Source organism: Streptomyces sp. NPDC051133 (assembly GCF_040682635.1).
Classification (GTDB): domain Bacteria; phylum Actinomycetota; class Actinomycetes; order Streptomycetales; family Streptomycetaceae; genus Streptomyces.
Genome location: NZ_JBFBBK010000050.1, coordinates 1 through 25,945, shown reverse-complemented (window position 1 = coordinate 25,945; position 25,945 = coordinate 1). Strand labels below are relative to the sequence as shown.

General features: G+C 69.2%; 22 protein-coding genes, 1 tRNA gene and 1 pseudogene. 12 read left to right on the top strand and 12 right to left on the bottom strand.

The window, feature by feature from the left end; translation table 11 throughout:
* The first annotated feature begins 3 nt into the window (after nt 1-3).
* From AB0N17_RS35695 to AB0N17_RS35650, 10 genes are all read left to right on the top strand, one after another.
* Nucleotides 4-924, top strand: coding sequence for a phage tail protein (locus AB0N17_RS35695; protein WP_366015803.1), 921 nt, complete (start codon nt 4-6; stop codon nt 922-924).
* An 82-nt stretch (nt 925-1,006) separates the two neighbouring features.
* Entirely contained in the window at nt 1,007-2,221 is a 1,215-nt protein-coding gene (locus AB0N17_RS35690) for a hypothetical protein (RefSeq protein ID WP_366015802.1), read from the top strand.
* A gap of 13 nt (nt 2,222-2,234) precedes the next feature.
* A complete protein-coding gene (locus tag AB0N17_RS35685) occupies nt 2,235-3,299 on the top strand; it encodes a hypothetical protein (RefSeq protein WP_366015800.1) in 1,065 nt (354 codons plus the stop codon).
* A gap of 22 nt (nt 3,300-3,321) precedes the next feature.
* Nucleotides 3,322-4,341 (top strand): hypothetical protein, encoded by a 1,020-nt coding sequence (locus AB0N17_RS35680; RefSeq protein WP_366015799.1) that lies wholly within the window; start codon nt 3,322-3,324, stop codon nt 4,339-4,341.
* Between the two features lie 43 nt (nt 4,342-4,384).
* Complete coding sequence (locus tag AB0N17_RS35675) at nt 4,385-5,539, top strand: hypothetical protein (RefSeq protein WP_366015798.1); 1,155 nt, start codon at nt 4,385-4,387, stop codon at nt 5,537-5,539.
* The gene (locus AB0N17_RS35670) at nt 5,539-6,261 is read left to right on the top strand and encodes a hypothetical protein (RefSeq protein ID WP_366015797.1); all 723 of its coding nucleotides are present in this window, start codon (nt 5,539-5,541) and stop codon (nt 6,259-6,261) included. The genes AB0N17_RS35675 and AB0N17_RS35670 overlap by 1 nt, the downstream gene beginning before the upstream one ends.
* Nucleotides 6,262-6,277: 16 nt before the next feature.
* Nucleotides 6,278-6,706, top strand: a complete 429-nt coding sequence (locus AB0N17_RS35665; protein ID WP_366015796.1) for an ATP-binding protein — start codon at nt 6,278-6,280, stop codon at nt 6,704-6,706.
* 83 nt (nt 6,707-6,789) lie between these two features.
* Nucleotides 6,790-7,704 (top strand): peptidoglycan-binding protein, encoded by a 915-nt coding sequence (locus tag AB0N17_RS35660; protein ID WP_366015795.1) that lies wholly within the window; start codon nt 6,790-6,792, stop codon nt 7,702-7,704.
* Between the two features lie 49 nt (nt 7,705-7,753).
* Entirely contained in the window at nt 7,754-8,041 is a 288-nt protein-coding gene (locus AB0N17_RS35655) for a hypothetical protein (protein ID WP_366015794.1), read from the top strand.
* Nucleotides 8,038-8,316 (top strand): hypothetical protein, encoded by a 279-nt coding sequence (locus tag AB0N17_RS35650; RefSeq protein WP_366015793.1) that lies wholly within the window; start codon nt 8,038-8,040, stop codon nt 8,314-8,316. Before AB0N17_RS35655 ends, AB0N17_RS35650 begins: the two co-directional genes overlap by 4 nt.
* Before the next feature lie 57 nt (nt 8,317-8,373).
* Here the strand turns inward: AB0N17_RS35650 and AB0N17_RS35645 are convergent, their stop codons facing one another.
* From AB0N17_RS35645 to AB0N17_RS35600, 10 genes are all read right to left on the bottom strand, one after another.
* Entirely contained in the window at nt 8,374-12,273 is a 3,900-nt protein-coding gene (locus AB0N17_RS35645) for a DNA-directed RNA polymerase subunit beta' (RefSeq protein ID WP_366015792.1), read from the bottom strand.
* 99 nt (nt 12,274-12,372) lie between these two features.
* Nucleotides 12,373-15,858: a DNA-directed RNA polymerase subunit beta gene (gene rpoB / locus AB0N17_RS35640; protein WP_366015791.1), complete on the bottom strand. Its 3,486-nt coding sequence runs from the start codon at nt 15,856-15,858 to the stop codon at nt 12,373-12,375.
* A 591-nt stretch (nt 15,859-16,449) separates the two neighbouring features.
* Nucleotides 16,450-16,833 carry a 50S ribosomal protein L7/L12 gene (gene rplL / locus AB0N17_RS35635; protein ID WP_366015789.1) on the bottom strand — a complete coding sequence of 128 codons (384 nt, stop codon included), beginning with the start codon at nt 16,831-16,833 and terminating at the stop codon, nt 16,450-16,452.
* Nucleotides 16,834-16,949: 116 nt separating this feature from the next.
* Nucleotides 16,950-17,480 carry a 50S ribosomal protein L10 gene (gene rplJ / locus AB0N17_RS35630; protein ID WP_366015788.1) on the bottom strand — a complete coding sequence of 177 codons (531 nt, stop codon included), beginning with the start codon at nt 17,478-17,480 and terminating at the stop codon, nt 16,950-16,952.
* Nucleotides 17,481-17,791: 311 nt separating this feature from the next.
* Nucleotides 17,792-18,718 carry a hypothetical protein gene (locus tag AB0N17_RS35625; RefSeq protein ID WP_366015787.1) on the bottom strand — a complete coding sequence of 309 codons (927 nt, stop codon included), beginning with the start codon at nt 18,716-18,718 and terminating at the stop codon, nt 17,792-17,794.
* 164 nt (nt 18,719-18,882) lie between these two features.
* On the bottom strand, nt 18,883-19,608 hold the full coding sequence (gene rplA, locus AB0N17_RS35620; RefSeq protein ID WP_020941657.1) for a 50S ribosomal protein L1: 726 nt from the start codon (nt 19,606-19,608) through the stop codon (nt 18,883-18,885).
* Between the two features lie 100 nt (nt 19,609-19,708).
* On the bottom strand, nt 19,709-20,143 hold the full coding sequence (gene rplK / locus AB0N17_RS35615; RefSeq protein ID WP_031167035.1) for a 50S ribosomal protein L11: 435 nt from the start codon (nt 20,141-20,143) through the stop codon (nt 19,709-19,711).
* Between the two features lie 169 nt (nt 20,144-20,312).
* Nucleotides 20,313-21,152, bottom strand: a complete 840-nt coding sequence (gene nusG / locus AB0N17_RS35610; RefSeq protein ID WP_366015786.1) for a transcription termination/antitermination protein NusG — start codon at nt 21,150-21,152, stop codon at nt 20,313-20,315.
* An 80-nt stretch (nt 21,153-21,232) separates the two neighbouring features.
* Nucleotides 21,233-21,520, bottom strand: coding sequence for a preprotein translocase subunit SecE (secE, locus tag AB0N17_RS35605; RefSeq protein WP_366015785.1), 288 nt, complete (start codon nt 21,518-21,520; stop codon nt 21,233-21,235).
* A 107-nt stretch (nt 21,521-21,627) separates the two neighbouring features.
* A tRNA-Trp gene (locus AB0N17_RS35600) sits at nt 21,628-21,700 on the bottom strand.
* 261 nt (nt 21,701-21,961) lie between these two features.
* Between AB0N17_RS35600 and AB0N17_RS35595 the strand changes: the two genes are divergently transcribed.
* Nucleotides 21,962-23,188, top strand: a complete 1,227-nt coding sequence (locus AB0N17_RS35595) for a pyridoxal phosphate-dependent aminotransferase (RefSeq protein ID WP_366015784.1) — start codon at nt 21,962-21,964, stop codon at nt 23,186-23,188.
* Nucleotides 23,189-23,334: 146 nt separating this feature from the next.
* Nucleotides 23,335-24,396, top strand: a complete 1,062-nt coding sequence (locus AB0N17_RS35590) for an adenosine deaminase (RefSeq protein WP_366015783.1) — start codon at nt 23,335-23,337, stop codon at nt 24,394-24,396.
* A 70-nt stretch (nt 24,397-24,466) separates the two neighbouring features.
* Here AB0N17_RS35590 and AB0N17_RS35585 read toward each other — a convergent pair.
* Both AB0N17_RS35585 and AB0N17_RS35580 read right to left on the bottom strand, forming a co-directional pair.
* A pseudogene (locus AB0N17_RS35585) lies at nt 24,467-25,129 on the bottom strand (hypothetical protein); the annotation flags it as partial.
* 18 nt (nt 25,130-25,147) lie between these two features.
* Nucleotides 25,148-25,771 (bottom strand): helix-turn-helix domain-containing protein, encoded by a 624-nt coding sequence (locus tag AB0N17_RS35580; RefSeq protein WP_366015782.1) that lies wholly within the window; start codon nt 25,769-25,771, stop codon nt 25,148-25,150.
* Nucleotides 25,772-25,945 lie beyond the last annotated feature (174 nt).

Genomic DNA, 25,945 nt, shown 5'->3' with positions numbered 1-25,945 from the left:
CCCATGGCCGAGACGACCACAATCGCATACACCGACGACGTCCCCCCCGGCTCACTCATCACCCTCGACGGGCAGATGCAGTGGGCCGGACTGCTGATGGGGCCCGGCACGCCGTACGAGATCGACAGCGGCGGCCTCACCGGCTGGGAGGACCTGCCCGACTACGACACCTCCGACGCCGACCACCCCACCTCGCACGGCGCCTGGCCGGGCGCCCGCTACGCCAAGCCCCGCAAGGTCGGCGGCACGGTGTGGACCCTGCCGCCGCAGGACGACACCGCCTCCTCGCTCGCCGCGATGCGCGCCCTGCGCCAGGCGCTGCTCCTCGGCGACGAGGAACGCTGGCTGGCGGTCCGGCTGCACGGCGAGACGCTGGCCGTGCGCGCCCGCGTCAGCCAGCGCGTCCTGGCCGCCGACCGGACGTACACCACGCAGGGCGTCTCCAAGGCGTCCGTGCAGTGGTACGCCACCGATCCGCGCCGCTACGCCGTCGACGAGCAGACCGCGGTGACCGGCCCCCCGCAGCCGGAGAGCGGCCTGACCTGGCCGCTGACATGGCCGCTGAACTGGGGTCAGACGGCCTCCACCGGTGATGTCGACGTCTTCAACGACGGCTCGGCGCCCACCCACCCGGTGATCACCTTCACCGGGCCGTGCGTCAACCCGACCGTGACCGAGCGCGTCTCCAACCGCCGGCTGCGCTACGAGATCGGCCTGGCCGCGGGTGACGAGCTGGTCGTGGACACAGCCGCCGGCACGGTCACCCTCAACGGCACCGCCTCCCGTCGGAACACGGCGGCCGCCGACAGCAGCCCCGAGGAGCTGTTCTCCTTCGAACCGGGCCGGGCCCAGCCGGCCTTCCGGCCCGATTCCTTCGGTGCCGGAGCCCAGCTGTCGGTCCGCTGGCGTTCCGCGGAGTGGTGATCGTGCGGCTGACGCGCCCGGCACGCGCCCTGACGACCCCTCACCCCTCCCGCCCGTTTCGGAAGTCCCAGGAGACTCTCACATGAACATGCGCAGCTCATGGGTGGCCACGACCGGCCAGACCCGCGAGGACACCCGTCTGACCCAGATCGGCGCGACGACCCCGGCCAACCCGATCCAGGTCCGCTCCGGTGTTCTGCCCGGCACCTACGACGGCCTCTACCGCCTCGGCGGCTTCTGGGTGAGCGGGGACGCGGGCGCGATGACCGCGGCCGTGCACGAGGGCCGTGCCGTCATCCAGGCCGACAGCGGCCAGGGCGCCTACCCGGTCACCCTGCCCGAGCAGCTGAAGCTCACCTTCGCCGACGGCGACGCCTCGTACGACCGCATCGACGTGATCATCCTCCATGTCTACGACGACATGTACGACAAGTCCGGGTTCAACAAGGTCGAGGTCGAGATCGTCAAGGGCACCGCCGGTCCCAACCCGCAGCCGCCCGCCCTTCCCCCGATCTGCCTGCCGATCTACCAGGTCACCGTCCGCCACGGAGCGAGCGCGGGCACCGGTGGCATCCACTGGGACACCGACATGACCGACCTGCGCACGCCGGTCGTGGCGATCGGCGGCATCCTGCCGGCCGTCGGCGAGACCGGCATCGGCGCCTACCCGGGCCAGTACCGCGACTTCGGCGGCGCCCTGCAGCGCTGGGACGGCTCGGCCTGGGTGTCGTACCCGAGCGCGCTGGGCGGCATCGCCCCGTCCGGTGCGGTCAGCACCGCGACCTACACCGGGCAGTACCGCGACTCCTCCGCCGGACTGCAGCGCTGGAACGGTTCGGCGTGGGTGTCATACCAGCCGAACTGGACCGACTACACACCGGTCTGGGGCGCCGAGGCCGGCACCGCCCCGAGCATCGGCAACGGCACGCTGGCCGGGTCGTACGTGAAGATCAACAACCTGGTGCACGTGCGGATCTACCTCAAGATCGGCTCGACGACCAATCTGTCCGCACAGGCCTCCGACGGCCGCTGGACCTTCTCGCTGCCGACGGCGCCGAACTCCAAGCAGGCCTGGAAGCTGGACCACCGGGCGATGAGCATGGAGGCCTTCGACGCCTCGACCCTGCTCCTGTACCAGGGTTCGGGTCAGCTCTCGGTGACCAACGGCGTCGGATACGTCCACGGGATGCGCGACTCCATGAAGCTGGCCACCGGCCTGTGGGGCAAGGCGCTGCCGTTCCCCTGGACCACCGGGGACACGCTGTCGATACACGGCACCTACGAATCCGCTGCCTGAGACGGGGACCCCCATGACGATCAACTCCGCCTGGCTGTCCCCGGACAGCCAGACCCGGGCGGACACCCGGGTCACCCCGATCGGCGCGATCACCCCGGTCGGCGAACTCCAGGGCCGCTCGGGCGTCCTGCCCGGCTCGGCCGACGGCAAGAGCCGGATCGCGGGCCTGGACCTGACCGGCACCGGTGCCATGACCGCGACCGTCGGTGTGGGCAGGGCGGTGATCCAGACCGCCGCCGCGCGAGGCGCCTACCCGGTGGCCGTCACCGACCCGGTCCCGCTGGCCTTCGCCGACGGCGACGCCCAGTACAGCCGCATCGACCTGGTCGTGCTGCGGATCTACGACGACGCCTACGACGGCCTCACCCGCAACGAGGCCGCCGTCGAGGTCATCAAGGGCACTCCGGCCGCCACCCCGGCCGTGCCGGCCACCCCCGACGCCGCGCTGGCCCTGTTCTCCGTGACGGTCCCCGCCGGCGCCGGCGCCACCAAGGGCATCGACTGGACCACCGCACGCACCGACCTGCGCACCGCCACCGTCGCGGTCGGCGGCATCCTGCCGTCCACCAACGCCGACAGCGTGGCCGGCGCCTACCCGGGCCAGTACCGCGACGCGCCCAACGGCATCCTGCAGCGCTGGAACGGCACGCTCTGGCAGCGGGCCAACACGCCGTACTACGCCTCGTCCCTGGACGCCGGGTACACCACCTCGACGACGTACACGGCGGCGCTCACGGGCACCACCGTAACCTCGCTGGACCTTGTCTTCATCGCCCCGCCCACCGGCGCGGTGATGCTCCACTTCGGGGCCCGCATGTGGACCGCCAACAGCAGCACCACCTCCGCGCTGATGGTTCCGAAGATCACCGCCCAGGACGGCACCGTGTACTTCGCCCCGAACGACGAGTTCTCGTGCTCGCACGGCGGCCCCCTGGGCTCCTCCGTCTCGACCATGTGGCGGCTGTACGGGCTCACCCCCGGCGCCACCTACACGATGACCGCCATGCACCGATCCGGCGACGCCGCCGTCACCAGCTGGTTCGACAACGTCTTCATGCGCGTCGAGATGTCGAGCTGACCCGAACCCAAGGGAGTTGACCATGCCCGTCCGCTCCGGCTGGCTGTCCGACAGCCAGTCACGTGAGGACACCCGCCTCGTCTCGCTCGGTGCTCTCACCCCGACCTCACCGACCGCCACGCGCTCCGGCATCCTGCCGGGCTCCCCCGACGGGCAGTCCCGGATCTCCGGCTTCACCCTGACCGGGACCACCGGCACAATGAACGCCACCGTCAGCCCGGGGCGCGCCGTCATCCAGAGCACGGACGCCCGCGGCGCCTACCCGGTCGCGCTGACCGAGTACCTGCCCCTGACCTTCGCCGACGGCGACCCCCAGTACAGCCGCATCGACCTGGTCGTCCTGCGTGTCTACGACGACCCCTACGACGGCTCCGCCCGTACCGAGGCAGTCGTCGAGATCGTCCGGGGCACCCCCGCCGCGACCCCGGCCGTACCCGCCGCGCCGGGCCTGTCGCTGCCGCTGTACGAGGTGGTCGTGCCGGCCGGGGCGAGTACGGGCACCACCGCCATCCCCTGGACCACCGCCCTCACCGGCCGGCGCAACGCCACGGTCGCCGTGGGCGGCATCCTGCCGGTCACCACCGACACCTCCAGCGGCGCCTATCCGGGCCAGTACCGCGACAGCAGCGGCGTCCTGCAGCGCTGGTCGGGGACCGCCTGGGCCGACTACCAGCCGCCGGTCGCCGTCGAGACGGCCACCACCGGAGCCACCGCGACGGGCAACTGGACGCTGACGTCGTACAGCGCCCGCCGGACCCGCGGGGTGTGTTCGTTCACCATGGCGCTGACCCGCACGACCGCCAACCTCACCGCCACCGCTGCGGGCACCACCAATCCGGGCAACGTCACGGACGAGCTGATCGGAACCCTGCCGGCCGGCTGGCGACCCGCCACCGACACCTACGCGGTCGCGACCGACGGCTACGCGGACGGCAGCGTCCGGCTCACCCCCGACGGCTCGGTCTACCTGATCACCTGGGCGACGAGCGGCGTGATCCAGGTCGGCAACAGCGTGCGCCTGTCCGCGTGCTTCGTGCTGTGAGCGCCGTCCATCCGCTCGAGAGCCACGGGAGCTGACCCAGCGTATGACCATCAACACCCCGTACCGCGCGATCTTCTGCGATCTGCGCACCGACCGGACCATCGACATCCTTCCGCTCCGCGACGTCACCGTCGACGACTACATCGGCAAGCCCGGCTCGCTCTCCGGCACCGTCCCCGTCCCCGACGCGGCGATGGCCGCCCGGGTCCGCCGCATCGAGGAGGGCCGTACCTCGGTCTACCTCCAGCGCGGCGACGACCTGTGGTGGGGCGGGATCGTCTGGACCAGCACCCTGCAGAGCGACGACCACGGTGTGATCACCCTGGGCATCCAGGCGGCCACCTTCGAGTCGTACGCGGGCCGTCGCATGATCCGGGCACCCAAGCCCGCCTATGACCCCAACTACAAGCTGTCGTTCCCCCCGGCGGGCCAGGCGCACAGCGACCAGTTGGAGATCGCCCGGGGCCTGTGGGCGGATCTGCAGACCTCGTTGCACGGCGGAGACATCGGCGTCACCTACGGGAACGAGTTGTCCCAGCCCCCGCAGTACCGCACCGTCACCTACCGCGACGGAGACGAGACCGTCTACCTCGACGCCATCGACGCCCTCGCCGCGATGGAGAACGGCTTCGAGCACTACATCTCCGTGTACACCGACCCCGCCACCGCTGCCCGGGTGCGCCGGCTGCGGCTGGGCAGCCCGAAGATCACCACCGGCTTCACCGACCTGGTGCTGGACCGGCCGGGCTCGATCCTCGCGTACTCGTTCCCGCGCGACGCCACCCGCGGCGGCACCACCGCCCGGGCCCGGGGGGCGTCGGTCAACGCCAACCAGGCCTCCGAGTCCCGGCCGCTCGCCTCCGCCGTCGCATCCGCGGACGACCTGATCGAGAAGGCCGGATATCCGCGCATCGACCTGTCGTCCGACCACAACGACATCACCGACCCCGAGACCCTGAACGCCTTCGCCCGGGCCGAACTGAAGACGGCCACCGGGGCGGTGGTGATCCCCGAGATCACCATCCGCCTCGACGACCTGGTGCCGACCGCGCTGCTCGGCCGCACGGCCCGGATACGGATCACCGACGAGTGGTGGTCCGAGGGGCTCGACGCCCGCTACCGGATCGTCGGCGTCAAAGTCGACCCGGCGCAGCGCGGGCGTCCCGACACCGCGGACCTGTACCTGGAGGAGGCCTGATGCCCCAGTTGCCCGAAGACATCATCGACCGGCTCACCCAGATGGAGCGGCGGATCCAGCAGCTGGCCACCGCGGTCAACACCCGCCCCGCCCTGAACCAGATCTCCGGCGGCGGTGTGGAGATCACCGACGGTGGCTACCTCTCCGTGCGGCCGCCGGACGGCGGCGCCGCCGTCTTCGCGGTGGGCCGCTGGAGCGGCGACGAGTACGGCCTGGCGATCCGCCGCCAGACCGGCGCGAAAGCGCTGACCGTGCAGAACGGCGACGGCACCAGCACCTCGGCGCAGCCGCTGCGCATCTTCGACTCCACCGGGGAACGCGAGCTGTTCTCCGACGACATCGCCACCGGCGGTCTCGCCCGGCCCTGGCTGCCCATGCTGCCGCCGCAGGACACCTCCACCACCCGCTGGCCGCAGACCACCGCGACCGCGTGGACGACCATCGCGGTGTCCTACAACGTCGTCTGGCAGCCGTACATGCGCCTGCTGGTGAACACCCGGGCCGGCTCCGGCGCCACCGGCTACGTCCGGGTGCTCGTCAACGGCGCCCAGTGGGGTGGCACCGTCACCGTCCCGGCGGACTTCGACAACACCGGACCGATCGCCAACGACTTCTCCTCGGTCTTCGGCAAGCAGGTCAAGGTCGAGGTCCAGGCCTACGTCTCCAGCACCTCCGGAACCGTCTACGCCAACCCCGTGCTCATGCACGGCCGCCAGACCTGAGGAAGGCAGCCCACCCATGGACATCGACACCAGCCAGCCCTGGGGACTCGCGATCGACTACGCCGGCCGCGCCACCATCACCGAGGCCGGTCACACACTCTACGTCAACGTCTCCGACACCAGCCTGAGCAGCATCATCGGGCCGGACTCGATCACCGGCACCTACTCACCCGTGACCGTCACCGCCCAGTTCAGCGAGACCGGCGCGAACGGTGCCATCCTGCGCGGCTACGGCCGCGTGACGGTGATGCCGATCGGCGCGGATCCGGTCGTACCGGATCAGACGGCCGTACAGCACGCGGTCGCGGACGCCCTGGCCGACTTCCAGGCGAACACGGCGGCTTACACCGACCTGTGCACCAAGTGGACGGCCGGTGGCGGAAGTTCCGGCGGCGGCACGGGGACGGGCGGTGGGACGGTCGGTGGCACGGACACCGCCACCTGACCCCCTGCCGCACCCCGCCGCACCCCGCCCCACACCCCGCCCCGCGCCCTTCGGCCCGGGGCTTCTTCATGTCTGGAGTTCACATGGCCACACCCCTGTCCGCCGACGCCCTCGTCTCCGCCCTGCGGGCCGAGGGCGTCGACGTCGTCGAACACCCCGGCTGGCGCACCCACAACCGCAACCAGAAGGGAGCCTGGGGACCGGTCAACGGCGTCATCGTCCACCACACCGTCTCCTCCGGCACCGGCAACAGCGTCAGCATGTGCTTCAACGGCGACTCCGCCCTGCCCGGCCCGCTCTGCCACGGCGTCATCGCCAAGGACGGCAGCGTCCACCTCGTCGGCAACGGCCGCGCCAACCACGCCGGCGGCGGCGATCCGTCGGTCCTGCAGGCCGTGATCACCGAGACGTACGGGGACCGGCCCCCGGCCCCGCACGAGCACGAGGGCAGCGCGGGCGCCGTCGACGGCAACTCCCGCTTCTACGGCTTCGAGTGCGTCAACCTCGGCGACGGCCACGACCCGTGGCCGGCTGCCCAGCTCGACGCCATCGAACGGGTCGCGGCAGCGCTGTGCCGGGCCCACGGCTGGGGCGCCAAGTCCGTCATCGGACACCTGGAGTGGTCGGACTGGAAGAGCGACCCGCGCGGCTTCTCCATGACCGGCATGCGCCGCCGGGTCCAGACCCGGCTCTCCTCCTCGCACGGCGGACAGAACCCGCAGCCCCCGCGGCCCCCGCAGCCGCCGACGTACCAGCCGTTCCCCGGCGTCTCCTTCTTCAAGGGCGCCCCGGACTCGCCGGTCGTCACGGCGATGGGCCGCCGCCTGGTGGCCGAGGGCTGCGGCCGCTACCGCGTGGGCCCGTCCTCGCACTGGTCCGAGGCCGACCGGGAGTCGTACGCCGCCTGGCAGCGCAAGCTCGGCTACAGCGGCAGCGCCGCCGACGGCTGGCCGGGCCCGACGTCCTGGGCCGCGCTGAAGGTCCCGCACAGCTCCTGAACCCCCGCTGAGCACCCCCTGAGCACATCCCGAAAAGCGAGGTCCCCCCATGTCAGAGGCCGCCAAGCGCACCCTCCGTACCGTCCTGCAGACCGCTGTCGGCCTGTGCGTGCTGCTGCCGACGGTCGTCGACACCGCCGGCATCCCCCGCACGCTCCCCTGGGCCGCCGGTGCCCTGGCCGTCGCCGCGGCCGTGACCCGGCTGATGGCCGCCCCCGGCGTCCAGGCCCTGCTCCCCGCCTGGCTGCGGACGGACGCCCGGCCGAACTCGGACGCCGACCTGCTGTCCCTGCCCGGAGCACGCACGGAAGCCGGCCCGGAGCGGAGGGACGCGTGAACGAATCCGGCTCCCGCCCCTCCTCCTTCTCCGACCCCATCGCCGTCGCCGTGGAACTGGAACGACTGCGCGGGACCGTGGAGGCCGGCTTCGCCCGGGTCGACGGCTCGCTCGCGCTGCTGGTCCAGCGCAGCGACCAGACCGACAGGCAGCTCGCCGACCACGAGCAGCGGCTGGACGCCCTGGAGCGCGCCCGGTGGCCGCTGGCCAGCATCGGCGCGCTGGCCGCGGTGGCGGCGGTGGTCGTCACCGCCTGGGAGCTGACGGCCCGCTGACACGCCGAAGGGCGGTCACCCCGCGCTCGGGGTGACCGCCCTTCGACTCATGCCCGCTTACTGGTTGTACGGACCGTAGTCGTAGTCCTCCAGCGGAACGGCCTGGCCGGAGCCCGTGCCGAACGGCGAGTAGTCGATGTCGTCGTAGCCGACGGCCGAGTACATCGCGGCCTTGGCCTCCTCGGTCGGCTCGACCCGGATGTTGCGGTAGCGGGACAGACCCGTACCGGCCGGGATGAGCTTACCGATGATGACGTTCTCCTTGAGGCCGATGAGGCTGTCGGACTTGGCGTTGATCGCCGCATCCGTCAGGACTCGGGTCGTCTCCTGGAAGGAGGCGGCCGACAGCCAGGACTCCGTCGCCAGCGAGGCCTTGGTGATACCCATCAGCTGCGGACGACCGGAGGCCGGGTGACCGCCCTCCTGGACCACACGACGGTTCTCGGTCTCGAACTTCGAGCGCTCGACCAGCTCGCCGGGCAGCAGCTCGGCGTCGCCGGACTCGATGATCGTCACGCGGCGGAGCATCTGCCGGATGATGATCTCGATGTGCTTGTCGTGGATCGACACACCCTGCGAGTTGTAGACCTTCTGGACCTCGCCGACCAGGTGGACCTGGACGGCACGCTGACCCAGGATGCGCAGCACGTCGTGCGGGTTCGTGGCACCCACGGTGAGCTGCTGGCCCACCTCGACGTGGTCGCCCTCGCGGACCAGGACCTTGGCACGCTTGGAGATCGGGAACGCCGTCTCGTCGCTGCCGTCGTCCGGGGTGACGACGATCTTCTTGGTCTTCTCGGTCTCCTCGATCCGCACGCGGCCGTTGGCCTCGGAGATCGGGGCGACACCCTTCGGGGTACGGGCCTCGAAGAGCTCGACGACACGCGGCAGACCCTGGGTGATGTCGTCACCGGCCACACCACCGGTGTGGAAGGTACGCATCGTCAGCTGGGTACCGGGCTCACCGATGGACTGGGCGGCGATGATGCCGACCGCCTCACCGATGTCGACCAGCTTGCCGGTGGCGAGCGAACGGCCGTAGCACATCGCGCAGGTACCGACGGCGGACTCGCAGGTCAGGACCGAGCGGGTCTTGACCTCCTCGACGCCACGGGCGACGAGCTCCTCGATGAGGACGTCACCCAGGTCGGTGCCGGCCGGGGCCAGGACCTGGCCGTCGACCACGATGTCCTCGGCGAGGCAGCGCGCGTACACGGACGTCTCGACGTCGTCCGTCTTGCGCAGCACGCCGTCCGCGCCCCGCTCCGCGATCTTGAGCTTGAGGCCGCGCTCGGTGCCGCAGTCCTCCTCGCGGATGATGACGTCCTGGGAGACGTCGACCAGACGACGGGTGAGGTAACCCGAGTCGGCGGTACGCAGGGCGGTGTCCGCCAGACCCTTACGGGCACCGTGCGTGGAGATGAAGTACTCCAGCACGGACAGGCCCTCACGGAAGGACGCCTTGATCGGACGCGGGATGGTCTCGTTCTTCGCGTTCGACACCAGACCACGCATACCGGCGATCTGCCGCATCTGCATCATGTTTCCTCGGGCACCCGAGTCAACCATCATGAAGATGGGGTTGGTCTTGGGGAAGTTCTCGTTCATCGCCTCGGCGACCTCGTTGGTCGCCTTGGTCCAGATCGCGATGAGCTCCTGCGTGCGCTCTTCCTTGGTGATCAGACCGCGCTCGTACTGCTTCTGGACCTTCTCGTCCTGCGCCTCGTAGCCGCGGACGATCTCCTTCTTCGCCTCGGGAACGACGACGTCGGAGATGGCCACGGTGACACCGGAACGGGTCGCCCAGTAGAAGCCCGCCGCCTTCAGGTTGTCGAGCGTCGCCGCCACGATGACCTTGGGGTAGCGCTCGGCCAGGTCGTTGACGATCTCGGAGAGCTGCTTCTTGCCCACCGAGTAGTCGACGAACGGGTAGTCCTCGGGCAGCAGCTCGTTGAAGAGCGCGCGGCCCAGGGTGGTGCGCAGGCGGAACGAGTCACCCTGCTGCCACTCGGGCTCACCCTCCTCGCGCGCCGGCGGCATCCAGCCGCGCGGCGGGATGGTGCCCACCGGGAAGCGGATGTCGATCTGCGACTGCAGCGCGAGCTCGCCGGCGTCGAACGCCATGATCGCCTCGGCCGTGGAGCCGAACGCGCGGCCCTCGCCCTTGGTGTCACGCAGCTCGCCGTCGGTGGTGAGGAAGAACAGACCGAGGACCATGTCCTGGGTCGGCATCGTCACCGGGCGGCCGTCGGCCGGCTTGAGGATGTTGTTCGATGACAGCATCAGGATGCGGGCCTCGGCCTGCGCCTCCGCGGACAGCGGCAGGTGCACGGCCATCTGGTCACCGTCGAAGTCCGCGTTGAACGCGGTGCAGACGAGCGGGTGGATCTGGATGGCCTTGCCCTCGACCAGCTGCGGCTCGAAGGCCTGGATGCCGAGGCGGTGCAGGGTGGGAGCACGGTTCAGCAGAACCGGGTGCTCGGCGATGACCTCTTCGAGGACGTCGTACACGACCGTGCGGCCGCGCTCCACCATGCGCTTGGCGCTCTTGATGTTCTGCGCGTGGTTCAGGTCGACCAGGCGCTTCATCACGAACGGCTTGAACAGCTCCAGCGCCATCGCCTTCGGCAGACCGCACTGGTGCAGCTTCAGCTGCGGGCCGACGACGATCACGGAACGCGCCGAGTAGTCGACTCGCTTACCGAGCAGGTTCTGACGGAAGCGACCCTGCTTGCCCTTCAGCATGTCGCTGAGGGACTTCAGCGGGCGGTTACCGGGACCGGTCACCGGCCGGCCGCGACGACCGTTGTCGAAGAGGGCGTCAACAGCCTCCTGAAGCATGCGCTTCTCGTTGTTGACGATGATCTCCGGGGCACCGAGGTCCAGGAGCCGCTTCAGACGGTTGTTGCGGTTGATCACACGGCGGTACAGGTCGTTCAGGTCGGAGGTCGCGAAGCGGCCACCGTCCAGCTGCACCATCGGACGCAGGTCCGGCGGGATGACCGGGACGCAGTCCAGGACCATGCCCTTGGGGCTGTTGGACGTCTGCAGGAACGCGGAGACGACCTTCAGGCGCTTGAGGGCGCGGGTCTTCTTCTGGCCCTTGCCGGTGCGGATGATCTCGCGGAGGCGCTCGGCCTCCTCGTCGAGGTCGAAGGACTCCAGGCGCTTCTGCAGCGCCGCGGCACCCATCGAGCCGTCGAAGTACGTGCCGAAGCGGTCACGCAGCTCGCGGTAGAGCAGCTCGTCGCCCTCGAGGTCCTGGACCTTGAGGTTCTTGAACCGGTTCCACACCTCGTCGAGACGGTCGATCTCGCGCTGCGCACGGTCGCGCAGCTGCTTCATCTCGCGCTCGGCGCCCTCGCGCACCTTGCGGCGCACGTCGGCCTTGGCGCCCTCGGCCTCCAGCTCGGCCAGGTCGGTCTCGAGCTTCTTGGCGCGGGCCTCCAGGTCGGCGTCCCGGCGGTTCTCGATCTGCTGGCGCTCGACCGAGACGTGCGCCTCCAGGGAGGGCAGGTCGCGGGTACGGCGCTCCTCGTCGACGTACGTGATCATGTACGCCGCGAAGTAGATGACCTTCTCGAGGTCCTTCGGCGCCAGGTCCAGCAGGTAGCCGAGGCGCGACGGGACACCCTTGAAGTACCAGATGTGCGTGACGGGCGCGGCCAGCTCGATGTGGCCCATCCGCTCACGGCGCACCTTGGCGCGCGTGACCTCGACGCCACAGCGCTCACAGATGATGCCCTTGAAGCGGACGCGCTTGTACTTGCCGCAGTAGCACTCCCAGTCCCGGGTCGGACCGAAGATCTTCTCGCAGAAGAGTCCGTCCTTTTCGGGCTTGAGGGTGCGGTAGTTGATGGTCTCGGGCTTCTTGACCTCGCCGTGGCTCCACTGACGGATGTCGTCAGCGGTGGCCAGGCCGATCCGGAGCTCGTCGAAGAAGTTGACGTCGAGCACTATGCGTCAATCCCTCTCAGGGTCGTAAGTCTGTGGTCTGTACGGGGGCCTGGGGGTCGGCGGGGCCCCTGGTCGGTCAGGGGCCCCGCCGGACTCCCGTCAGACCTCTTCGACGCTGCTCGGCTCGCGCCGGGACAGGTCGATACCGAGCTCCTCCGCAGCGCGGAAGACGTCCTCATCGGTGTCGCGCATCTCGATGGACATGCCGTCCGAGGACAGCACCTCCACGTTGAGGCACAGGGACTGCATTTCCTTGATGAGCACCTTGAAGGACTCGGGAATGCCGGGCTCAGGGATGTTCTCGCCCTTGACGATGGCCTCGTAGACCTTCACGCGGCCGGTGACGTCGTCGGACTTGATGGTCAGCAGCTCCTGGAGGGCGTACGCGGCGCCGTAGGCCTCGAGGGCCCACACCTCCATCTCACCGAACCGCTGGCCACCGAACTGGGCCTTACCACCCAGCGGCTGCTGGGTGATCATCGAGTACGGACCGGTCGAGCGGGCGTGCAGCTTGTCGTCGACCAGGTGGTGCAGCTTCAGGATGTACATGTAGCCGACCGAGATCGGGTCCGGGAACGGCTCACCGCTACGGCCGTCGAACAGCCGCGCCTTGCCGGACGGGAGCACCATGCGCTCGCCGTCGCGGTTCGGGATGGTGTGCTGCAGCAGACCCGCCAGCTCGTCCTCGCGGGCACCGTCGAAGACCGGGGTCGCGACGTTGGTGCGCGGGGCGACCTGGTCGGCGCCGATGGCCTGCAGGCGCTGGGCCCACTCGTCCGCGAGACCGGAGACGTCCCAGCCGCGGCTGGCGAGCCAGCCGAGGTGGATCTCCAGGACCTGTCCCGGGTTCATTCGGGACGGCACACCCAGCGGGTTCAGGATGATGTCGACCGGGGTGCCGTCCTCCAGGAACGGCATGTCCTCGATCGGCAGGATCTTGGAGATGACACCCTTGTTGCCGTGACGGCCGGCGAGCTTGTCACCGTCGGTGATCTTGCGCTTCTGCGCGACGTAGACGCGGACCAGCTGGTTCACGCCCGGCGGCAGCTCGTCGCCCTCCTCGCGGTCGAAGACGCGCACGCCGATGATCTTGCCGATCTCGCCGTGCGGCACCTTCAGCGAGGTGTCACGGACCTCACGGGCCTTCTCACCGAAGATCGCGCGCAGCAGACGCTCCTCCGGGGTCAGCTCGGTCTCACCCTTGGGCGTGACCTTGCCGACGAGGATGTCACCGGCGACGACCTCGGCACCGATGCGGATGATGCCGCGCTCGTCGAGGTCGGCGAGGACCTCCTCGGAGACGTTCGGGATGTCCCGGGTGATCTCCTCCGGGCCGAGCTTGGTGTCACGGGCGTCGACCTCGTGCTCCTCGATGTGGATCGAGGAGAGGACGTCGTCCTGCACGAGGCGCTGCGACAGGATGATCGCGTCCTCGTAGTTGTGACCCTCCCACGGCATGAACGCCACGAGCAGGTTCTTGCCGAGGGCCATCTCACCGTTCTCGGTGGCCGGACCGTCGGCGAGGACCTGGCCCTCGATGATCCGGTCGCCCTCGTCGACGACGACCTTCTGGTTGACCGAGGTGCCCTGGTTGGACCGGGCGAACTTGTGCAGGCGGTACGTGATGTACGTGCCGTCGTCGTTGGCGGTGGTGATGTAGTCCGCGGAGACCTCCTGGACCACACCGGCCTTCTCGGCCTTGACCACGTCGCCGGCGTCGACCGCGGAGCGGTACTCCATGCCGGTGCCGACGAGCGGCGCCTCGGACTTAATCAGCGGCACGGCCTGACGCATCATGTTCGCGCCCATGAGGGCACGGTTGGCGTCGTCGTGCTCCAGGAAGGGGATCATGGCGGTCGCGACCGACACCATCTGGCGCGGCGAGACGTCCATGTAGTCCACGTCCTCGGGGCCGACGTAGTCGACCTCGCCGCCACGGCGGCGGACCAGCACGCGGGCCTCGGCGAACCGCATCTCGTCGTTCAGCGGCGCGTTGGCCTGCGCGATGACGAAGCGGTCCTCCTCGTCGGCGGTCAGGTAGTCGACCTCGTCGCTGACCTGGCCGTCGACGACCTTGCGGTACGGCGTCTCGATGAAACCGAACGCGTTGACCCGGCCGTAGGAGGCGAGCGAGCCGATCAGACCGATGTTCGGGCCTTCCGGCGTCTCGATCGGGCACATGCGGCCGTAGTGCGACGGGTGAACGTCACGGACCTCGAAGCCGGCCCGCTCACGGGAGAGACCACCCGGGCCGAGGGCGTTCAGACGACGCTTGTGCGTCAGCCCCGACAGCGGGTTGTTCTGGTCCATGAACTGGGACAGCTGGCTGGTGCCGAAGAACTCCTTGATGGAGGCGACGACCGGCCGGATGTTGATCAGGGTCTGCGGCGTGATCGCCTCGACGTCCTGGGTGGTCATGCGCTCGCGCACGACACGCTCCATACGGGCGAGACCCGTACGGACCTGGTTCTGGATCAGCTCACCGACGCTGCGGATACGGCGGTTGCCGAAGTGGTCGATGTCGTCGGTCTCGACCATGATGGTGCGACCGGACTCGGTCACCGTCTCGGTCTCGCCGGCGTGCAGCTTCACCAGGTACTTGATGGTGGCGAGGACGTCCTCGGTGGTGAGCACGCCGGCGTCCAGCGGCTCGTCCGCACCGAGCTTCTTGTTGACCTTGTAGCGGCCGACCTTGGCGAGGTCGTAGCGCTTGGGGTTGAAGTACAGGTTCTCCAGCAGCGTCTGCGCGGCCTCACGCGTGGGGGGCTCGCCCGGACGCAGCTTGCGGTAGATGTCGAGCAGCGCGTCGTCCTGGCCCTGGGTGTGGTCCTTCTCCAGGGTGGCGCGCATGGACTCGTACTCGCCGAACTCCTCGAGGATCTGCTCGGTGGTCCAGCCGAGCGCCTTCAGGAGGACGGTCACCGACTGCTTGCGCTTGCGGTCGATGCGGACACCGACCATGTCGCGCTTGTCGATCTCCATCTCCAGCCAGGCACCCCGGGACGGGATGATCTTGGCCGAGAAGATGTCCTTGTCGGACGTCTTGTCGATGCTGGAGTCGAAGTAGACACCGGGGGAACGGACCAGCTGGGACACCACGACACGCTCGGTGCCGTTGATGACGAAAGTGCCCTTGTTCGTCATGAGCGGGAAGTCGCCCATGAAGACCGTCTGGGACTTGATCTCACCGGTCTCGTTGTTGGTGAACTCGGCGGTGACGAAGAGCGGGGCGGCGTACGTGAAGTCGCGCTCCTTGCACTCGTCGATGGAGTTCTTCGGCGGCTCGAAGCGGTGGTCCCGGAACGTCAGGGACATCGACCCGGAGAAGTCCTCGATCGGGGAGATCTCCTCGAAGATCTCCTCCAGACCGGACTTGGTGGGGACGTCCTGACCGTTCTCCAGAGCCTCCTCGACCCGACTCTGCCAAGCGGTGTTGCCGAGCAGCCAGTCAAAGCTCTCGGTCTGCAGCGCGAGCAGGTTCGGAACCTCGAGAGGCTCCTTGATCTTTGCAAAGGAGATGCGCAGCGGGGCGGTGCTGGCGCCGTTGTTCGTATTCGCGGTCGAGGCAGTGCGCGAGGCGGCCAAGAGGGGGTCCTTCCGAGGGCTCGGACTCACTACGCGCGTACCGGTCCCTCTCCCGTACACAGAGACGGAAACCCCAGGTCAGGGTAGCTTCGGTCGACTGTGCTCGAGTGAGGGCAGACCCCTGGTGACGGGCAGGGGACAGCTAACAGGCAGCGCAAAGGGTCAGTGTAGCCACTTGGCACACTGATGTCCAGTGCGGGTTTTTCGAGACCCTCGCTGTGCTCACCGCTCTTGTCAACGCCCTCGGCATGCTGCCCTCAACGCACGTTGATACTGCCCTCTTCGTCGTCGATCCATGCCTCGGATTCGGATCCTTGTGACGACGCGTCCTGAGAATTGCGCGCTGCGTGCGGTTCGTCAAGGCCCCCCAGCCCGAACGGAGCCGACCGGAGACAGAACGAAGATCACCTTACCCCTCACCGTCGCGAGTGCAAGGCAACCGTGGCCGGGCCCTCCGGATACGCCGAAGAGCGACCACCCGGATGGATGATCGCTCTTCGGTGCGTTCGCGTTACAGCCCTACGGGGCACTTTTCACGGTGCGACGAGGCTGTGGTCGGCGCGCGTTCGAGTCCTGCGGACCCGTGAGGTCTTACTTGACCTCGACGGAGGCGCCGGCGCCCTTGAGGGCCTCGGCAGCCTTGTCCGCGGCCTCCTTGTTGACCTTCTCGAGGACCGGCTTCGGGGTGCCGTCGACGAGGTCCTTGGCCTCCTTCAGGCCCAGGGAGGTCAGCTCACGCACGACCTTGATGACCTGGATCTTCTTCTCGCCGGCGCCGGTGAGGATGACGTCGAACTCGTCCTTCTCCTCCTCGGCCGGGGCGGCGGCGGCCGGACCGGCCGGGCCCGCGACGGCGACCGCGGCGGCGGCGGTGACGTCGAACTTCTCCTCGAACGCCTTCACGAACTCGGAGAGCTCGATGAGGGTCATCTCCTCGAACTGCGCGAGCAGGTCTTCCTGGCTGAGCTTCGCCATGGTGGGCGATCCTTCCACTAATTCGGCAGGTGCCGGATGTACATGAGAGGCGGGCGTACGTCGGGCCCGCTGCGACCCTGCCGCGTCATGCGGCGTGGGTCAGAAAGCGAGCCGAATTACTCGGCACCGCCCTGCTCGGCCTGCTTGGCACGGAGCGCGTCCACGGTGCGGACGAGCTTCGACGGCAGCGCCTGGAAGAGCTGAGCAGTCTGGGACTGCTTGCCCTTGAAGGCACCGGCCAGCTTGCTGAGCAGAACCTCGCGGGACTCGAGGTCCGCAAGCTTCTTGATCTCGTCGGCGGTCATCGCCTTGCCGTCAAGGACACCGCCCTTGATGACGAGATTCGGGTTGTCCTTGGCGAAGTCACGGAGACCCTTCGCCGACTCCACCGGGTCACCGGTGACGAAGGCGACGGCCGTCGGACCAGCGAAGAGCTGGTCGTCCAGCGTGATCCCGGCCTCGTTGGCCGCAATCTTGGTCAGCGTGTTCTTCACCACGGCGTACTGGGCGTTCTCACCGAGCGACCGGCGCAGCGTCTTGAGCTGCGCCACGGTGAGACCGCGGTACTCGGTCAGCACGGCGGCGTTGGAGCTGCGGAACTTGTCCGTCAGCTCCGCAACCGCGGCAGCCTTGTCGGGCCTCGCCATAGAGCCTCGGCCTCCTTCCGGGTGATTCGGACCGCGCGGACCCGAAGGAGGACTGGGCAAAACGAAACGCCCCGGCGCAGGCGCACGGGGCGGACTCGACCGAACGCACACGCGCGGGGCGCGCACTCCGGGAGTTCTTCCACTGACACCTGCGCGGGTCGCCCACTTTTCAGCGGATCCTTCGGCCACCGCACCCTCACTCGAGCGCACGGCAACGACCAGCGGTCTTTGGCTTCGGTAGGAGAGTACGGGACCGGGGCGGCATCGAGCAAATCGGGCTCCACGCCGCCCCGGCCCGGCCGGTGCCGGGATCAGGAGCTGATGCCGGAGCCGTTCGCCGTGTTCGACGAGCCCGGGGTGCCGAGGGACTTCATCAGGTCCTTGAAGTCCTTGGTGTCGCTCGCCGGGGGCGCCACGGCGGAGACCTTCACGCCGTAGTCGCTGTAGTAGGCGGTGCTGTTCATGGCGCCCTTGGCCGTGTCGGCCTTCTCGGTCTTCTTCACCAGCAGGTTCTGGTCGTTGATCCAGATGTCGATGGTGTCGGTGGTGATGCCGGCCTGGGTGAGCTGCTGCTTCAGGGCCGCCAGCTGGTCGGCGCTGAGGTTGCTGCTCCTGCCCGCGAGGTCGGCGACCTGCACCGTGCCCGAGTAGTGCGTGGTGTGGGCGCCGTCGACCGTCTCCTCGCCCACCTTCTTCACCTGCTTGGAGGCCAGCAGAAGCTTCACGGACTGGTTCGGCGTGGAGTTCTGCAGCTGGTCCTTCATGTACGTGCCGGAGGCGCCGCCGAGCTTGGCCAGGTCGTCGTACGAATACTTGAGCCAGTGCTTGCCGCCCGTCTGCTGGGCGTAGGCGTCGCTCATGTGCGCGTAGTAGGCGTCCGGCAGGTACCGGGCCTCCATCGACGCGGTGCCGGCCTTCTTCATCAGCTCGGCCATCTGGCCGCCGGTGTACGTGATGGTGAGGTTGCCCTTGAGGCCGTCGCCCCAGGTGAGGGCGCCGTTCGCCGTCATCGACATCAGAGTGCCGATGGACGTCGTGGAGCGCACCTTGGCCGAGTCGGCCTTGTCGGTGGACTGCTCGGCGCTGCGCAGGGCCGCGATGGGGCTGACGTGGATCGCGCCGCCGCCGCTCGCCTTGTCGCCCTTGCCGGAGTCCGAGGAGCCGCAGGCGGCCACTCCGGTCAGCGCGGCGACCACCGCGACGCAGAGGGTCACCCGGCGCGCCGTCATGCTCTTCATCTAGTCCTACCCCCATAGCAAGTCGAGTGCCTGCACCGTAACCCAGGCGACTGACAGTCGTGCGAAAGGTCGCACAAAGAAAGGACGGGCCCCGCACCTGGAAGGTTGCAGGGCCCGCCCTCTACTTACGCGTACCTGACGCGGCTACCGGGCTGAGCGGAGGCTCAGACGGCGGCCGGGTCCTCCTCGACGAGGAGGTTGCGGGTGCGGTTCGGGTCGACCGGGATGCCGGGGCCCATCGTGGTGGTGATGGCGGCCTTCTTGATGTAGCGACCCTTGGCGGCGGACGGCTTCAGACGGAGGATCTCCTCCAGCGCGGCGCCGTAGTTCTCCACCAGCTTGTCGTCGTCGAAGGACGCCTTGCCGATGATGAAGTGCAGGTTCGAGTGCTTGTCGACGCGGAACTCGATCTTGCCGCCCTTGATGTCGGTGACGGCCTTGGCCACGTCGGGGGTGACGGTGCCGGTCTTCGGGTTCGGCATCAGACCACGCGGGCCGAGGACGCGGCCGAGGCGGCCGACCTTGCCCATGAGGTCCGGGGTGGCGACGACGGCGTCGAAGTCCAGACGGCCCTTCGCCACCTCGTCGATGAGTTCGTCGGAGCCGACGATGTCGGCGCCCGCGGCCTCCGCGGCCGCAGCACGGTCACCGGTCGCGAAGACCAGGACCCGGGCAGTCTTGCCGGTGCCGTGCGGCAGGTTCACGGTGCCACGGACCATCTGGTCGGCCTTGCGCGGGTCGACACCCAGGCGGAAGGCGACCTCGACGGTGCCGTCGAACTTGGTCGTGGAGGTCTCCTTGGCGAGACGGACGGCCTCGAGCGGGGCGTACAGCTTCTCCCGGTCGATCTTGGCGTCCGCAGCGCGGAGAGCCTTGCTGCGCTTGCTCACAACTTGCTCCTGTGTGTTCTGAAAGGAGTCGTGGTCTCCGGGCCGAGCAGGCCCTGCCACGTGCGACCGGTCACGGCCGCATGGACTGCTGGGGTGGGGCTCAGCCCTCGACCGTGATGCCCATGGAACGGGCGGTGCCGGCGATGATCTTCGACGCGGCGTCCAGGTCGTTGGCGTTGAGGTCGGGCATCTTGGTCTGGGCGATCTCGCGGACCTGCGCCTCGGTGATCTTGGCGACCTTGGTCTTGTGCGGCTCGCCGGAGCCCTTCTCGACACCCGCGGCCTTGAGGATCATCTTCGCGGCCGGCGGCGTCTTGGTCACGAAGGTGAAGGAGCGGTCCTCGTAGACCGTGATCTCCACCGGGATGACCCAGCCACGCTGCGACTCGGTCGCGGCGTTGTAGGCCTTGCAGAACTCCATGATGTTGACGCCGTGCTGACCCAGCGCGGGGCCGACCGGCGGAGCCGGGTTCGCCGCACCGGCGTTGATCTGGAGCTTGATGAGCCCCGTGACCTTCTTCTTCTTGGGAGGCATAGCTCTCCGGGTCCTTTCATTCGGGTCCATGCCCGCGCGAGGATCGCGACCCTGACGCAGGCATACCGCACAACGATAACGGGTATAGATGCGCGGCTAAAAACCGAGCAGGTCAGACGGGCTGAAGCAGCCCGTCTGACCTGCACGGAAGAGCGACGTCCGGGAGGGACTAGTTCTTCTGGATCTGGTCGAAGGAGAGCTCGACCGGCGTCTCGCGGCCGAAGATCTCCACCAGGCCCTTGACCTTCTTCGAGTCGGGGTTGATCTCGTTGATGGTCGCCTGCAGCGTGGCGAACGGGCCGTCGGTGACGGTGACCGAGTCGCCGACCTCGAAGTCCAGCACCTGGACCTCGACCTTGCGCTGCGGAGCGGGCTTGCCCTCGGCCTCTGCGGCCTCGCGGGCGGCCTTCTCCTCGGCCTCCGGGGCGAGCATCTTGACGATCTCGTCGAGGGTCAGCGGGTACGGGTCGTAGGCGTTGCCGACGAAGCCGGTGACGCCCGGGGTGTTGCGGACGACGCCCCACGACTCGTTGGTCAGGTCCATGCGGACCAGGACGTAACCCGGCAGCTTGTTCTGCTTGATCGTCTTGCGGTCGCCGTTCTTGATCTGGACGACCTCTTCCTGCGGCACCTCGGCCTGGAAGATGTAGTCCTCGACGTTCAGCGAGACGGCGCGCTGCTCCAGGTTGGTCTTCACGCGGTTCTCGTAACCGGCGTAGGTGTGGATGACGTACCACTCGCCGGGAAGGGTGCGCAGTTCCTCGCGCAGGGCCTGGATGGGGTCGACGGGCTCCGCCGGCTCTTCCTCGGCGGCCTCCTCGGCAGCTTCTTCGCTCTCGTCCTCGACGTGCAGGGCGGCCTCCTCGGCCGGCTCCCCCGCCTCGGCCTCGGCAGCCTCGAACTCGTCCTGCTCGTCCGCGCCCTCGACGATGTCGAGCTCGTCGTCCACCATCTCGGCGGCGTTCCCGCGAGGCTCGGTGGCGTCGTCGTTCAGGTTCGGGTCAGACACGATGGCTGCTTCTTCCTGGATACATAGGGGTGGAACATGCGAAAACGGGCGCCGGTACCACGGCGCCCTTCGCTCTTGGCTCAGCCGAAGACGTACTTGGCCGCGTGGTTGAGCCCATAGTCAATCACGGTCACCAGGGCGATCATGATGGCGACGAAGAAGATCACCACAGTGGTGTACGAGGTCAGCTGATTGCGCGTCGGCCAGACGACCTTGCGGAGCTCCGCGACGATCTGGCGGTAGAAGGTGGCCAGGCGCTTCAGCGGGCCCTTCTTGGCGCGCTTGCCGCCCTTACGGGCCTTCTTCTTGGACTCCTGCACCTCGTCCTGAGCGTCAGGCGTATCGATGGAGCCCACGGCGTCCGTCATAGTCCTCACCTGATCCCGGGTCGTGGCCGTGCCGCGCCCGGTTTCTTGAGCCGCACGGCGGTGCATTGCTGTACGTACCTGCGCACACATCCTGGCGGTGTGTGTAGCAGGGCCGGAGGGACTTGAACCCCCAACCGCCGGTTTTGGAGACCGGTGCTCTACCAATTGAGCTACGACCCTTTGTGTGTCCCCCAACGTACCGCATCCAACCGGGTGCGCGGTGTGCACCGGTTTCGGCAGCGGCTGCTGAAGGCCAACGAGGTGAGAGTGTACGTGGTCCACGGCCCGGCGTCGAACAGAAAGGGCCCGCCCAGAGGCTCTTGGCCGAAGATCGTCCTGGCCGGGCCGCGGATTCGGACCCGTGTTCACGTCTCGACCCGTGGCTGTTCAGTCTGTGAAACCCACGTGCCCGGGGGATTTCCGGTCTGGAACGATGGGCCCATGAGCGCTGCAACCCCTCCCACCGAGCGCCGGGTCTCCGCCCGAGTCGGCGCGATCTCCGAGTCCGCCACCCTCGCCGTGGACGCCAAGGCCAAGGCCCTGAAGGCCGCCGGGCGTCCGGTGATCGGCTTCGGCGCCGGTGAGCCCGACTTCCCGACGCCGGACTACATCGTCGAGGCGGCCGTCGAGGCCTGCAAGAACCCCAAGTACCACCGCTACACCCCGGCCGGCGGCCTGCCCGAGCTGAAGAGCGCGATCGCCGCGAAGACGCTGCGCGACTCCGGCTACGAGGTCGACGCGTCCCAGGTGCTGGTCACCAACGGCGGCAAGCAGGCCATCTACGAGGCGTTCGCCGCGATCCTCGACCCGGGCGACGAGGTCATCGTCCCGGCGCCGTACTGGACGACGTACCCGGAGTCCATCCGCCTGGCCGGCGGTGTCCCGGTGGAGGTCGTCGCCGACGAGACCACCGGCTACCGCGTCACCGTGGAGCAGCTGGAGGCTGCGCGCACGGAGAAGACGAAGGTCGTCCTGTTCGTCTCCCCGTCCAACCCGACCGGCGCGGTGTACTCCGAGGCCGAGACCGAGGCGATCGGCCGCTGGGCCGTCGAGCACGGCCTGTGGGTGCTGACCGACGAGATCTACGAGCACCTGGTGTACGGCGACGCGGTGTCCGTGTCCCTGCCGGCGCTGCTGCCCGAGCTGCGCGACAAGTGCATCGTGGTCAACGGTGTGGCGAAGACGTACGCCATGACCGGCTGGCGCGTGGGCTGGGTCATCGGCCCGAAGGACGTGATCAAGGCCGCGACCAACCTGCAGTCGCACGCCACCTCGAACGTCTCCAACGTGGCCCAGGTGGCCGCTCTGGCCGCCGTCTCGGGCGACCTGGAGGCCGTGGCGAAGATGCGCGAGGCCTTCGACCGGCGCCGCAAGACCATCGTGCGGATGCTCAACGAGATCGACGGGGTGCTCTGCCCGGAGCCCGAGGGCGCCTTCTACGCCTACCCGTCGGTGAAGGCCCTGCTCGGCAAGGAGATCCGCGGCAAGCGCCCGCAGGACACGGTCGAGCTGGCCGCGCTGATCCTGGAGGAGGCCGAGGTCGCGGTCGTCCCGGGCGAGGCCTTCGGCACGCCCGGGTACCTGCGGCTGTCGTACGCGCTCGGTGACGAGGACCTCGTCGAGGGCGTGAGCCGCATGCAGAAGCTGCTGGCGGAGGCGCGGGACTAGAGTCCCCTCTTCTCTGTGTTCTGCGCGCTCCACGCGCGTGTGCGGGCCGTTTCCCTCCGGGGAGGCGGCCCGCTTCTGTGTGCGAGCAAGACCACGTAAGGGGAAACGGCTACCGGGACGCCGGTGGCGTACGGCAGGATCTGGGGATGGAGCGTGTACGTGACCTCTCTGAGCTGCCGAAAGCCCATCTGCACCTGCACTTCACCGGTTCGATGCGGCCGGGCACCGTCCTGGAACTGGCCGACAAGTACGGCGTACGACTGCCCGAGTCCCTCACGGAAGCGCTGACCAGCGGTGAGCCACCGAAACTGCGGGCCACGGACGAGCGGGGCTGGTTCCGTTTCCAGCGCCTCTACGACGCGGCACGCTCCTGTCTGCGCGAACCGGAGGACATCCGGCGCCTGGTGCGCGAGGCCGCAGAGGAGGATCTCAAGGACGGCTCGGGCTGGCTGGAGATCCAGGTGGACCCGACGTCGTACGCGCCCCGCCTGGGCGGCCTGATCCCGGCGCTGGAGATCATCCTGGACGCGGTCGACACCACCTCCCGCGAGACCGGTCTCGGCATGCGCGTCCTGGTCGCCGCCAACCGCATGAAGCACCCCCTGGACGCGCGCACGCTGGCCCGCCTCGCGGTGCGGTTCGCGGACCGGGGCGTGGTCGGTTTCGGTCTCTCCAACGACGAGCGGCGGGGCATGGCGCGGGACTTCGACCGGGCCTTCCACATCGCGCGCGAGGGCGGTCTGCTGTCGGCCCCGCACGGCGGCGAGCTGACCGGGCCGGCCTCGGTCCGGGACTGTCTGGACGACCTGCACGCCTCGCGGATCGGGCACGGGGTGCGCGCGGCGGAGGACCCGCGCCTGCTGAAGCGGCTGGCCGACCGGGGCGTGACCTGCGAGGTGTGTCCGGCCTCGAACGTGGCGCTCGGCGTCTACGAGAAGCCGGAGGACGTGCCGCTGCGCACGTTGTTCGAGTCCGGCGTTCCGATGGCACTCGGCGCCGACGACCCGCTGCTGTTCGGCTCGCGGCTGGCCGCGCAGTACGAGATCGCCCGGCACGCCCACGGCTTCTCGGACGCCGAGCTGGCGGAGCTCGCCCGTCAGTCGGTGCGGGGCTCGGCGGCCCCGGAGGACGTCAAGGCGCGGCTGCTGGCCGGCGTCGACGCGTGGCTGACCCGTCCGGCCGCCTGGGCGGCTCGCCCGGGCGTCTGAGCGGCTCGCCCGGGCGTCTGAGCGGCTCGCCCGGGCGTCTGAGCGGCTCGCCCGGGCGTCTGAGCGGCTCGCCCGGGCGTCTGAAGTGGGCGTAGGGCGGATAGGCCTTGAAGCAGATGAGCACCTCGACCGGGTGACCGCCGCCGGGTGGCTGGGTGAGCGCGAGCCCCGCCATCAGCGCCGAGTAGCCTTTGCCTGCGTTCTTCTCGTACGGCCCCCAGCCGGCCGCGCGGGCGAAGTCGGTGGCGGTCTCGGCGAACACCTCCCGGGTACCGAAGAGGAAGAACGTACGCGCGTGCGTGGCGTGCCGTAGCTCGTCCCGGAAGTCGGCCCGCTCGCGGCGCGCGCGCCAGACGGCGGCGTCCCGCGCGGTGCGCGCCTCGTCGGTGCGGACGGTCAGCGGGGCGCCTCCGCGCAGTCCGCGGCGCAGCTCGGGCCACTGGCTGGGGCGCAGGCCGAGGGTGTGGTGGGCGAGAACCAGGTCGACGCGCTCGCCGACGCCCTCGTCGGGCGGGACCCCGTCGCGCAGCGGCACGTGGACGATGGTGTGCCGGGAGTAGGCGGCGAAGGAGAACAGGCCGGCGAGCCGCTTCAGCCCCTCGTGATCGCCTAGCAGCAGGCCGATGGGGTCGGGGGCGCGCAGCGAGGTGTGCCGCAGGGGGTGCCCGGGCTGGACGATCCGGTGTGCGTACGGCCCGGTCCGGGGCCGGAACTCGCGCAGCCTCAGCCGCATGTGCGCCGCCTCATGGCATCAGGGTCGCGCGTTCGCGGGTTCCCCGGCAACGGAGATTCCGCCCAGCAGCGTCCGGGCGAGCCGGGCGGCGAAGGCGTCCACGGGCGGGCGCTCGCCGGTGTCGGTCGCGTCGTAGGCGAAGGCGCGCTGCGCGCAGGCACCCAGCAGCAGCGAGGCGGCCGCGAGCGTGTCGGCGTCGGCACGGACCCGGCCGGCGGCCTGTTCGGCCCGGAGGTAGCCGTCCAGGTCCTCGATGGGTTTGTGCGGGCCGGAGCCGAGCGTGCGCAGGACCTCGTCGTGACGCCGCTTCAGCTGGGTCTCGGCGTACAAGGAGGCGGCGATCGGGAAGCTCTGCTCGTAGAAGAGGGCGGCCTGGCGGGCGATCTCGGTGAGGTTCGCCTCCAGGGTGCCCTGTCCCGGCTCGGCCGCGAGGCTGCCGAGCAGGGGGGTCAGCCGGGGCAGGCGCTCGGAGAGGACGCGGACGAACAGGTCTTCCTTGCTGTCGAAGTACTTGTAGAGGGCCGCCTCGGAGCAGCCGGCCGCGCGGGCGATCTCCTTGGTGGTGGCGCGGGCGAGTCCGACGGTGCGCATCAGCTCGTGAGCGGCGTCGAGGATACGCACGCGTGCCGGCCTCGTCTCCATGGATCGTCCAATCGGGCTTGACGGGTGAGTGAATACTTACCCACTCTAGGGGGCGACAGGGGTGAGCAAACACTCACCCGGCGCAGCACCGACCACAGGAAGACCGGAGCAGCCATGAAGCTCACCGTTTTCGGGGCCACCGGCGGAGTCGGCCGCGAACTGGTCGGCCAGGCC